General features: G+C 69.2%; 10 protein-coding genes. All 10 read left to right on the top strand.

Features of this window, described 5'->3' with window-relative positions:
• The first annotated feature begins 1 nt into the window (after position 1).
• The gene (gene murD, locus AC1D2O_RS34815; RefSeq protein WP_478158692.1) at positions 2-1,792 is read left to right on the top strand and encodes a UDP-N-acetylmuramoyl-L-alanine--D-glutamate ligase; all 1,791 of its coding nucleotides are present in this window, start codon (positions 2-4) and stop codon (positions 1,790-1,792) included.
• Complete coding sequence (ftsW, locus tag AC1D2O_RS34820) at positions 1,789-3,081, top strand: putative lipid II flippase FtsW (protein WP_478090850.1); 1,293 nt, start codon at positions 1,789-1,791, stop codon at positions 3,079-3,081. The genes murD and ftsW overlap by 4 nt, the downstream gene beginning before the upstream one ends.
• A gap of 55 nt (positions 3,082-3,136) precedes the next feature.
• Positions 3,137-4,198 (top strand): undecaprenyldiphospho-muramoylpentapeptide beta-N-acetylglucosaminyltransferase, encoded by a 1,062-nt coding sequence (gene murG / locus AC1D2O_RS34825; protein ID WP_478090851.1) that lies wholly within the window; start codon positions 3,137-3,139, stop codon positions 4,196-4,198.
• Positions 4,195-5,646, top strand: coding sequence for a UDP-N-acetylmuramate--L-alanine ligase (murC, locus tag AC1D2O_RS34830; RefSeq protein ID WP_478090852.1), 1,452 nt, complete (start codon positions 4,195-4,197; stop codon positions 5,644-5,646). The genes murG and murC overlap by 4 nt, the downstream gene beginning before the upstream one ends.
• Positions 5,643-6,626, top strand: a complete 984-nt coding sequence (locus tag AC1D2O_RS34835; RefSeq protein ID WP_478090853.1) for a D-alanine--D-alanine ligase — start codon at positions 5,643-5,645, stop codon at positions 6,624-6,626. Before murC ends, AC1D2O_RS34835 begins: the two co-directional genes overlap by 4 nt.
• Entirely contained in the window at positions 6,623-7,405 is a 783-nt protein-coding gene (locus AC1D2O_RS34840) for a cell division protein FtsQ/DivIB (RefSeq protein WP_478090854.1), read from the top strand. Before AC1D2O_RS34835 ends, AC1D2O_RS34840 begins: the two co-directional genes overlap by 4 nt.
• A gap of 23 nt (positions 7,406-7,428) precedes the next feature.
• Positions 7,429-8,658 (top strand): cell division protein FtsA, encoded by a 1,230-nt coding sequence (gene ftsA, locus AC1D2O_RS34845; protein ID WP_478090855.1) that lies wholly within the window; start codon positions 7,429-7,431, stop codon positions 8,656-8,658.
• A gap of 161 nt (positions 8,659-8,819) precedes the next feature.
• On the top strand, positions 8,820-10,025 hold the full coding sequence (gene ftsZ / locus AC1D2O_RS34850) for a cell division protein FtsZ (protein ID WP_478090856.1): 1,206 nt from the start codon (positions 8,820-8,822) through the stop codon (positions 10,023-10,025).
• A 202-nt stretch (positions 10,026-10,227) separates the two neighbouring features.
• Complete coding sequence (lpxC, locus tag AC1D2O_RS34855) at positions 10,228-11,151, top strand: UDP-3-O-acyl-N-acetylglucosamine deacetylase (RefSeq protein WP_478090857.1); 924 nt, start codon at positions 10,228-10,230, stop codon at positions 11,149-11,151.
• 18 nt (positions 11,152-11,169) lie between these two features.
• The gene (locus AC1D2O_RS34860) at positions 11,170-11,346 is read left to right on the top strand and encodes a hypothetical protein (protein WP_478090858.1); all 177 of its coding nucleotides are present in this window, start codon (positions 11,170-11,172) and stop codon (positions 11,344-11,346) included.
• Positions 11,347-11,646 lie beyond the last annotated feature (300 nt).

Below are 11,646 nucleotides of genomic sequence, written 5' to 3' on the forward strand. Positions count from 1 at the left end.
CATGCGGCATCTGAAAGACCTCCACGTCCTGATCCTGGGCCTCGGCGCGTCCGGCCTGGCCATGGCGCGCTGGTGCGCACGCCATGGCGCGATGCTCACGGTGGCCGATACTCGCGAGGCGCCGCCGCAGCTGGCGACGCTGCGCGCGGAGCTGCCCGAGGCGGTGTTCGTCGGCGGTCCCCTGTCGGCCGCGCTGGTCGAAGGCACGCCGGTGCGCGCGGTCTATCGTTCGCCGGGGCTGTCGCCGGCATCGGTGGCGGTGGTGCTCGATGCGGCGCGGGCGATGGGCCTGCCGGTCGGTGGCGAACTGGACCTGTTCGCGCGTGCGCTGGCAGACCTGCGCACGGTCGAGGTCGTCGATGCGGTCGAGGAGGCCGTGGCGGCAGAACCCGCGCCGGCGGCCGATGCCGTCGAGGCGCCGCTGCCGGATCCAGTCGACGAGCCGCTGCCGGAATCGGACGACCCGGCGCGTGCGTTCGAACCGCATGCGCCGGTCGCCGATGCGTCCCCGCTCGACGAAGCCGAGCCGCCGGCGGCGGTTGCCGCTTCGCTGCCCGACGACGACGACGATTCCTTCACGCCGCTGCCGGAAGTCATGGTCGCACCGCCGCCGCCCCGGGGCTACACGCCGGCCGTGCTCGCCATCACCGGCACCAACGGCAAGACGACCGTGACTGTGCTGACCGGCCAGCTGGTCGAGCGCGCGGGCAAGACGGTGGCCGTGGCCGGTAACATCGGTCCGACGCTGCTCGACACGCTGGCGGCCCGCATGGACGCGGACGACCTGCCCCAGGTCTGGGTGCTCGAGCTGTCGAGCTTCCAGCTCGACGGCGTGCAGGGCTTCGAGCCGACCGCCGCCACGGTGCTGAACCTGTCGCAGGACCACCTCGACTGGCACGGCGACATGGCGGCCTACGCGGCAGCCAAGGCGCGCATTTTCGGCACGCGGGGTGCGATGCTTCTCAACCGCGAGGACGACGCCGTCATGGCGATGCGGCCGGCGCCGGTCAAGCTGGCCAAGGGCCAGGTGGCGCGCAGCGTCGTCACGTTCGGCGCTGCGATGCCGCTGCGCCCGGGCGACTACGGCCTCGAGCGACTCAACGGCATGGCCTGGCTGGTGCGCGCGCTGGAAGCCGACGAGACCCAGAAGCGCAAGCGCGGCGCCGCGATCGAGGAAGAAGAGATCCACATCCAGCGCCTGATGCCCGCCGATGCGCTGCGCATCCGCGGCCGCCACAACGCGCTCAACGCGCTGGCCGCGCTGGCGCTGGCCACCGCGGCGGGCTGTCAGCTGGCGCCGATGCTCTACGGCCTGCGCGAATACCGCGGTGAGCCGCACCGCGTCGAACCGGTGTCGATCGTCGGCGATGTCGAGTACTTCGACGACAGCAAGGGGACCAACGTCGGTGCGACCGTTGCGGCGCTCGTCGGCCTGGGCGAGGAGCGCCGGGTGGTCGTGATCCTCGGCGGCGAGGGCAAGGGCCAGGACTTCGGGCCGCTGGCCGCACCGGTGCGCCAGTACGCCCGTGCGGTGGTGCTGATCGGCCGCGACGCGCCTTTGATCGAAGCCGCGCTGGCCGCCACCGGCATCCCGCTGCTGGCGGCGGCCTCGCTGCCCGAGGCCGTGACGGTGGCGGCCGGACGCGCCCATCCGGGCGATGCGGTGCTGCTGTCGCCCGCCTGTGCCAGCTTCGACATGTTCAAGGACTACGCGCATCGCGCCGAGGTGTTCTGCGAGGCCGTGCAGGCGCTCGCCGATGGGCCGGCAGACTCCGGGGAGGGTGCGGCATGACCACCGCGACCGCCGCCACGCCCAACAAGGCCGGCCGCTTCGGCGGCTGGTTCAGTCGCGCCAAGAGCGGCATCGACGCCTTGCCCATGCATCTGCCGGTGCGGCTCGGCAACGCCGGCATGACGCAGACCAAGGCGGCGCCGGTGCGCGTGCTGGGCTTCGATCAGGCGCTGGTCTGGGTCACGGTGGCGTTGCTGGCCTGGGGCCTGGTGATGGTCTATTCGGCCTCGATCGCGCTGTCGGACAGCCCGCGCTTTGCGCGCGCCGGCTACAGCTCGACCTTCTTCCTCACGCGCCATGCGGCCTCGCTGGTGATCGCGGCGATCGCCGGCCTGCTGGCCTTCCAGGTGCCGATGAAGACCTGGGAGCGCGCCGCGCCCTGGCTCTTCGTCGCCTCGCTGCTGCTGCTGGTCGCGGTGCTGATCCCGCACATCGGCATCAATGTCAACGGCGCCCGCCGCTGGCTGCCGCTGGGCTTCATGCGCTTTCAGCCCTCGGAGCTGGCCAAGCTCGCGATGGTGCTCTACGCCGCCAGCTACATGGTGCGCAAGATGGAGATCAAGGAGCGCTTCTTTCGCGCCGTGCTGCCGATGGGCATCGCGGTGGTGGTGGTCGGCATGCTGGTGATGGCCGAGCCCGACATGGGCGCCTTCATGGTGATCGCCGTGATCGCGATGGGCATCCTGTTCCTGGGCGGCGTCAACGCGCGCATGTTCTTCGTCATCGCGGCGCTGGTGGTGGCGGCCTTCGGCACCATCGTGGCCACCAGCCCGTGGCGGCGCGAGCGCATCTTTGCCTACCTCGATCCGTGGAGCGAGGAGCATGCGCTCGGCAAGGGCTACCAGCTCTCGCATTCGCTGATCGCGATCGGTCGCGGCGAGGTCTTCGGCGTCGGCCTCGGCGGCAGCGTCGAGAAACTGCACTGGCTGCCCGAAGCCCACACCGACTTCCTGCTGGCGGTGATCGGCGAGGAATTCGGCCTGGTCGGCGTGTTGCTCGCGATCGGCCTGTTCCTCTGGCTCACGCGGCGGATCATGCACATCGGCCGCCAGGCGATCGCGCTCGACCGCGTGTTCTCGGGCCTGGTGGCGCAGGGCATCGGCATCTGGATCGGCTTCCAGACCTTCATCAACATGGGCGTGAACCTGGGGGCGTTGCCGACCAAGGGCCTGACCCTGCCGCTGATGAGCTTCGGCGGCTCGGCGATCCTGATGAACGTGGTGGCGCTGGCGGTGGTGCTGCGCATCGATTACGAGAACCGCGTTCTCATGCGCGGAGGCCGCGTATGAGCCGCCGGGCCGCTCCCAAGGCGATTACCGAAGTGCGGATGCACGGAGGTTCCCAATGAGCAGGACTGCACTGGTCATGGCCGGCGGTACCGGCGGCCACATCTTCCCGGGGCTGGCGGTGGCCGAGGCCCTGCGCGAGCGCGGCTGGCGCGTCCACTGGCTGGGCGCGCCCGGCAGCATGGAAGAAAAGCTGGTCCCGCCGCGCGGCTTCGCCTTCGAGCCGGTGCAGTTCGGCGGTGTGCGCGGCAAGGGCCCGCTCACGCTGTTGCTGCTGCCGATGCGCCTATTGCGCGCCTTCCTGCAGAGCCTCGCCGTGGTGCGCCGCGTGCGGCCCGACGTGGTCGTCGGCCTCGGCGGCTACATCACTTTCCCGGGCGGCATGATGAGCGTGCTGCTGGGCAAGCCGCTCGTGCTGCATGAGCAGAACTCGGTGGCCGGGCTTGCCAACAAGGTGCTCGCGCGCGTTGCGGACCGCGTCTTCACGGCCTTCCCCGACGTCCTCAAGAAGGCGCAATGGGTCGGCAATCCGCTGCGCGCCGCCTTCCTGTCGCAGCTCGACCCGGCCACGCGCTTCGCCGGCCGCGGCGGCCCGCTCAGGCTGCTGGTGGTGGGCGGCAGCCTCGGCGCGCGGGCGCTCAACGCCGTGGTGCCGAAGGCGCTGGCCCTGATCGCACCGGCGCAGCGCCCGCAGGTCACCCACCAGAGCGGCGCCAAGCAGATCGACGAACTGCGCGCCAACTACGCGGCCGCCGGGGTCGAAGGCGAGCTCACACCCTTCATCGAGGACACGGCGCAGGCCTACGCCGACGCCGACCTGATCGTCGCGCGCGCCGGTGCCAGCACCGTCACCGAAATCGCGGCCGTCGGCGCAGCAGCGCTGTTCGTGCCTTTTCCTTCCGCCGTGGACGACCACCAGACCACCAATGCCCGCTTCCTTGTCGACGCGGGCGGCGGCTGGCTCGTTCAACAAACCGAACTGACACCTGAATTGCTGGCTGATTTGCTACAGAAGACCGGGCGCGCTGCGCTCATGGAACGCGCCGTGAAGGCCAAGACGATGCAGAAAACCGAAGCGGTCGACCATGTCGTCCGCGCTTGCGAGGAGCTTGCCAAATGAAGCACGCGATTCGTCACATCCATTTCGTCGGCGTCGGCGGCTCGGGCATGAGCGGCATCGCCGAAGTGCTGCTCAATCTCGGCTACACGATCTCGGGCTCCGACCTGTCCGACAGCGCGACCCTGAAGCGCCTGGCCAGCCTCGGCATCGCGACCTTCGTCGGCCACGACGCGGCCCACATCGCGGGTGCCGACGCGGTCGTCACCTCGACCGCGGTCAACGCCGAGAACCCCGAGGTGGTGGCGGCGCGCGAGAAGCGCATCCCGGTGGTGCCGCGGGCGATGATGCTGGCCGAGCTGATGCGGCTCAAGCAGGGCATCGCGATCGCCGGCACGCACGGCAAGACCACCACCACCAGCCTGGTGGCGAGCGTGCTCGCGGCCGCCGGGCTCGACCCGACCTTCGTGATCGGCGGCCGGCTCAACAGCGCCGGCGCCAACGCGCAGCTCGGCAGCGGCGACTACATCGTGGTGGAAGCCGACGAATCCGACGCCTCGTTCCTGAACCTGCTGCCGGTGATGGCGGTGGTGACGAACATCGACGCCGACCACATGGAGACCTACGGGCACGACTTCGCGAAGCTCAAGAAGGCCTTCGTCGACTTCCTGCACCGCATGCCCTTCTACGGCGTCGCGATCCTGTGCACCGACGACGCCGCGGTGCGCGAGATCGTGACCGAGGTGTCCTGCCCGGTCACGAGCTACGGCTTCGACGAAGGCGCGCAGGTGCGCGCGGTCAACGTGCGCGCGGTCGGTTCGCAGATGCATTTCACCGCCCAGCGCCGCAACGGCGTCACGCTGCCCGACCTGGACATCGTGCTGAACCTGCCGGGCGAGCACAACGTGCGCAACGCGTTGTCGGTGATCGCGGTGGCGGTCGAACTCAACGTACCCGACGAGGCGGTGCAGCGCGGCCTGGCGGACTTCAAGGGCGTGGGCCGGCGCTTCCAGCGCTATGGCGAGGTGCCGCTGGCCGGCGCCCGCACGGGCCATTTCACGCTGATCGACGACTATGGGCACCACCCGGTCGAGATGGCGGCCACCATCGCCGCGGCGCGCGGCGCCTTTCCGGGCCGGCGCCTGGTGCTGGCCTTCCAGCCGCACCGCTTCACACGCACCCGCGACTGCTTCGAGGATTTCGTCAAGGTGATCGGCCAGGCCGATGCGGTGCTGCTGGGCGAGGTCTATGCCGCCGGCGAGGCGCCGATCGTGGCGGCCGACGGCCGTTCGCTGGCGCGCGCGCTGCGCGTCGCGGGCAAGGTCGAACCGGTGTTCGTCGACGAGATCGCGGCCATGCCGCAGGCGATCCTGGACAACGCGCGCGAGGGCGATGTCGTGATCTGCATGGGCGCGGGCTCGATCGGTGCCGTGCCCGCCAAGGTGGTAGAGATCGGCGCCCAGGCGCCGCAGACAACAGAGCGCTTCACGCGCGAAGGGAGGGCGCTGTGAGCGTCGTGGATACGAAGGCCTTCGGCAAGGTCGCGGTGCTGTTCGGCGGCAGCTCGGCCGAGCGCGAGATCTCGCTGATGTCGGGCCGCGGCGTGCTCGAGGCGCTGCGTTCGCGCGGCGTCGATGCGCATGCCTTCGACCCGGCCGAGCGCGATCTGGCCGAACTCAAGCGCGAGGGCTTCGCGCGCTGTTTCGTGGTGCTGCATGGCCGCCACGGCGAGGACGGCACGGTGCAGGGCGCGCTCGAGCTGCTCGGCATTCCCTACACCGGCTCCGGGGTGATGGCCTCGAGCGTGGCGATGGACAAGGTCATGACCAAGCGCATCTGGCAGGCCGACGACCTGCCCACGCCGCGCTACGTACGGCTGGCCTTCGACCAGCAGAGCCGCGAGCAGATCAACGCCGTGCCCGACGTGCTGGGCCTGCCGCTGATCGTGAAGCCGCCGCGCGAAGGTTCTTCCATCGGCGTCACCAAGGTCCAGGACTACTCGCAGATGCAGGACGCCGTGAGCCTGGCGGTGCGCTACGACGCCGACGTGCTGTGCGAGGAATTCATCGAGGGCGAGGAAGTCACCTGCGCCGTGCTGGGCAGCGGCCTCGATGCCGTGGCGCTGCCGGTGGTGCGCATCGCCGCGCCCGAAGGCGCCTACGACTACCAGAACAAGTACTTCACCGACGACGTGAAGTACCACTGCCCGAGCGGCCTGCCGGAAGCCGAGGAGCACGAGATCCGCCGCATCTCGCTGGCCGCCTACCACCAGCTCGGCTGCCGCGGCTGGGGCCGCGCCGATCTGATGATCCGCGCCAGCGACCGCAAGCCCTTCCTGCTCGAGATGAACACCTCGCCGGGCATGACCAGCCACTCGCTGGTCCCGATGTCGGCCCGGGCCGCCGGCATCGCCTACGAGGATCTGTGCCTGCGTGTGCTGGCGACCGCCACGCTGGATTCCGGAACGCCTGGAGGCGCCGCCACGCCATGACACGCAGCCTCCCCGTGCCCTTCGACGTCAAGCTCATGAACGTGCTCGCGACCCTCGTGTTCGCGCTGTTCGCGGTCATGTTGCTGGCGGCGGGCGCCTGGTGGGTGCTGCGTCAGCCGTTCTTCCCGCTGGCCGGCATCAAGGTCGACGGCGAGGTCACGCACAACAACGCGGTCACGCTGCGTGCCAACGTGGCGCCGCAATTGGCGGGCAACTTCTTCACGGTCGACCTGGCCCGCGCGCGCACCGCCTTCGAGTCGGTGCCCTGGGTGCGCAAGGCCGTGGTGAGGCGCGAGTTCCCGAACAAGCTGCGCGCCACGCTGACCGAGCACGTGCCGGTGGCGCACTGGGGCGACGAGGCCGGCTCGAAACTGATCAACGGCTTCGGCGAGGTCTTCGAGGCCAACGTGGCCGAGGTCGACGACAACCTGCCGCGACTGGACGGCCCGGCCGAGCAGGCCGGCCAGGTGCTGGGCATGTACCGCGTGCTGTCGCCGCTGTTCCAGCCCTACGACCTCGGCATCGACCAGCTCACGCTGACCAGCCGCGGCAGCTGGCGCGCGCTGCTGGACACCGGCGCCGTGCTGGAACTCGGACGCGGGCAGGGCGAGGAGGTGGTGATCCGCACGCAGCGATTCCTGCGCACCGTGACGCCGGTGGCGGGTCAGTACGGGCGTACGGTCGCGTCGGTGGAGGGTGCCGACCTGCGGCACAACGAGGGCTACGCGCTGCGGCTGCGTGGCGTGACGACGGTCGTTGCCGACCCGAAGAAAAAATAGAGCGAGCGAACAGAGGAAGCTTCATGTCCAAAGAGTACAAAGATCTCGTTGTCGGTCTCGACATCGGCACTGCCAAGGTGATGGCGGTGGTGGCCGAGGTGCTGCCCAACGGCGAGCTCAAGCTGGCCGGCCTGGGCATTGCGCCGAGCAACGGGCTCAAGCGCGGCGTGGTGGTCAACATCGACGCCACGGTCCAGAGCATCCAGCAGGCGCTCAAGGAGGCCGAGCTGATGGCCGACTGCAAGATCAGCCGCGTCTACACCGGCATCACCGGCAGCCACATCCGCGGCATCAATTCGAGCGGCATGGTGGCGGTCAAGGACAAGGAAGTCACGCCGGCCGACGTCGCCCGCGTGGTGGAAACCGCGCGCGCGATCAACATCTCGAGCGACCAGCGCCTCCTGCTGGTCGAGCCGCAGGAGTTCGTGATCGACGGCCAGGACGTCAAGGAGCCGATCGGGATGAGCGGCATGCGGCTCGAGGCCAAGGTGCACATCGTGACCGGCGCCCAGAGCGCGGCCGAGAACATCATCAAGTGCGTGCGCCGCTGCGGCCTCGAGGTCGACCAGCTGATGCTGAACCCGCTGGCCTCCAGCCTGGCGGTGCTGACCGAGGACGAGCGCGAGCTCGGCGTGGTGCTGGTCGACATCGGTGCCGGCACCACCGACGTGGCGATCTTCACCAACGGTGCGATCCGCCACACGGCGGTGATCCCGATCGCCGGCGACCTGATCACCAGCGACATCGCGATGGCGCTGCGCACGCCGACCAAGGATGCCGAGGACATCAAGGTCGAGCACGGCTATGCCAAGCAGCTGCTGGCCGATCCCGACACGCAGGTCGAGGTGCCGGGCCTTGGCGACCGCGGCCCGCGCATGCTGAGCAAGCAGGCGCTGGCCGGCGTGATCGAGCCGCGCATCGAGGAGATCTTTTCGCTGGTGCAGCAGGTGGTGCGCGAGTCGGGCTACGAGGAGGTGCTGTCGTCCGGCGTGGTGCTGACCGGCGGCAGCGCCGTGATGCCCGGGATGGTCGAGCTCGGCGAGGACATCTTCCTGAAGCCGGTGCGGCGCGGTATTCCGAAGTACTCGAGCGCGCTGTCCGACATGGTCGCGCAGCCGCGTGCCGCGACCGTGATGGGGCTGCTCGAGGAAGCACGCTATGCACGACTGCGCGGCTTCAAGGTGGCGCAGAAGAACGGCTCGGTGAAAACCGCGTTCGGGCGCTTCAAGGACTTCATCGTGGGGAACTTCTGATCATGACCGCAGACCGACTCTGGCTGGCGCGTGGCAGCCCCCCGCTGCATTTCAACGAGCGATGGCGGCGGACCGGACCTCCGCCCTGAAGCGCTCAACGGTTCACAACAACAAGTTCATTCATCAATAAACGGCAACTGCAAATTCAAGGAGTCAGAAAAATGGCCATCGAAATGATCGAGATCGAAGAGTTCAACCAGGGCACCCAGATCAAGGTGATCGGCGTCGGCGGCGGCGGCGGCAACGCGGTCGCGCACATGATGGAACGCGGCGTGCAGGGCGTGCAGTTCGTCTGCGCCAACACCGACGCGCAGGCGCTGTCGCGCAGCAACGCCCACAAGACGATCCAGCTCGGCACCAACGGCCTGGGCGCCGGCAGCAAGCCCGAGAAGGGCCGCGACGCCGCCGAAGCCGCGATCGACGACATCCGCGAATCGATCGCGGGCGCGCACATGCTGTTCATCACGGCCGGCATGGGTGGCGGCACCGGCACCGGCGCGGCGCCGGTGATCGCACGCGTCGCCAAGGAGATGGGCATCCTGACCGTGGGCGTGGTGACCAAGCCCTTCGATTGGGAAGGCGGCCGCCGCATGACCAATGCCGATGCCGGCCTGGCCGAGCTCGAAGCGAATGTCGACTCGCTGATCGTGGTGCTGAATGAGAAGCTGCTCGACGTGCTGGGCGAGGACGTGACGCAGGACGAAGCCTTTGCGCACGCCAACGACGTGCTCAAGAACGCGGTTGGCGGCATCTCGGAAATCATCAACGAGTACGGCGGCGTGAACGTCGACTTCGAAGACGTGCGCACCGTGATGGGCGAGCCCGGCAAGGCCATGATGGGCACCGCGGCCGCGAGCGGCCCGGATCGCGCCCGCATCGCCGCCGAGCAAGCCGTGGCCTGCCCGCTGCTCGAAGGCATCGACCTGTCGGGCGCCAAGGGCGTGCTGGTGCTGGTGACGGCCTCGAAGTCCTCGCTCAAGCTGAGCGAATCGAAGCTCGCGATGAACACCATCCGCGCCTACGCTTCGCCCGATGCGCACGTGATCTACGGCGCCGCCTACGACGACGCCCTCGGCGACGAGATGCGCGTGACCGTGGTCGCGACCGGCCTGTCGCGCCAGGACGCACGCCGCCAGGCGCCGACGCTCGAAGTGATCCGCACCGGTACCGACAACATCCCGTTCACCGTGCCGACGCTCGGCGGCGGCGTGGGCCACGCCGGCAGCCAGCCCAACTACGACGGCATGGCGGTGCCCAGCGTGTGGCGCACCAACCGTACGATGGCCGCGGCGAAGGTGGATGCGCTGTCCTCGGGCGGCATGGACGACTTCGAGATCCCGGCCTTCCTGCGCCGCCAAGCTGATTGATGATGCGCAAAGCTACTGCGCGCCCCGATCTTGCACCTGTGGTGCTCGCCGTACGCAAGTACGGCTGCGCTCCTCGGCGCAACCTCGGGGCGCTCGCTACGCTTTTCGCACCATCAATCGGCCCTGGTGAGGCATGAACACTATCGGGGACTTGGCGAGGCGTGCGGCGCGGGGAGTCCCCCGCACCTCTAAAATCGCCTCCGTGCTGTCCCAACGAACCCTCAAGTCGATCACCCGCGCCGTTGGCGTGGGGCTGCACAGCGGGCAGCGGGTCGAGCTCACGCTGCGGCCGGCACCGGTGGACCACGGGATCGTGTTCCGCCGCGTCGACCTGCCGGAGCCGGTCGAGATCGCGATGACGGCGGAGTCGGTCACCGACACCCGGCTGGCATCCACCGTCTCGGCGGGCGGCGCCAAGGTCCAGACCGTGGAGCACCTGATGTCGGCCTGCGCGGGCCTTGGCATCGACAACCTGCTGATCGACATCACGGCCGACGAGGTGCCGATCCTCGACGGCTCGGCTTCGTCCTTCGTCTTCCTGCTGCAAAGCGCGGGCATCCAGCCGCAGGCGGCACCGCGGCGCTTCATCCGGGTGACGAAGGCGGTCGAGGTGCGCGAAGGCGAGGGGACCGATACCAAGTGGGCGCGGCTCGAGCCCTACCACGGCTTCAAGCTCCGCTTCGAGATCGATTTCGACCACCGCGTGCTCAACTCGACCGGCCAGCGGGTGGAGTTCGATCTTGGCAGCGGCTCCTACAGCCGCGACATCGCGCGCGCGCGCACCTTCGGCTTCACCAAGGACGTCGAGTACATGCGGTCGCGGGGCCTGGCGCTGGGCGGCGGGCTGGACAACGCGATCGTGATGGACGACACCAAGGTGCTCAATGCGGGCGGACTGCGCTACGACGACGAGTTCGTGAAGCACAAGATCCTCGACGCCATGGGCGACCTCTACGTGATCGGCAGGCCGCTGCTGGCAGCCTACAGCGCCTTCCGTTCAGGCCATGCGCTCAACAACAAGCTGCTGCGCGAATTGCTCGCGCACGAGGACTCGTACGAGATCGTCACCTTCGACGACGAGAAGCGGGCGCCGGCGGGCTTTGCCGAAGTCGCTCGCGCCTGGTAGGCGCGCTGCACGGTTGCGATGCTGCTGTTCCGCTGGGCCATCCTGCTGCTGCTTCTGGTGGCGGGCGTTTCGTTTGCGTGCTATGCGGCGACCGGCCAGCTCAAGTACCGGCGCTTCGGCTGGATCCTGCTCAAGTGGACGCTGCTGGCGGCGTTCGGGTTCTTCGCGGTGCTGATCGCCGAGAGGGCGTTCTAGCTTTCGTTTTTTTGCTGGGTCAGGCGGCGGCGCGCGGGCAGGTGCCGGGTGCGGCGGCGGGCGGTATGCCCCGGGCCGGCCGACGTCACCGGCCGCTTCGCGGCTGCCCTGCGCTGCTCACGGTACGCGGGGTCTCGCTCAAACTCGCTCCGCTGCGCTCCACTCAAACAGTCGCGAGCCCTGATCCGCGCACCGCTGCGCTGCTCGGCGGTGCCTCAMCGGCCGCCCCGGGCCAAACCCCCCACCGCCGTGGAMACGTTGGGGTTGCATTGGCGTTGGAGACGCCGCCGTCGATCGAAC

This window comes from Variovorax sp. P1_G12 (assembly GCF_056405555.1).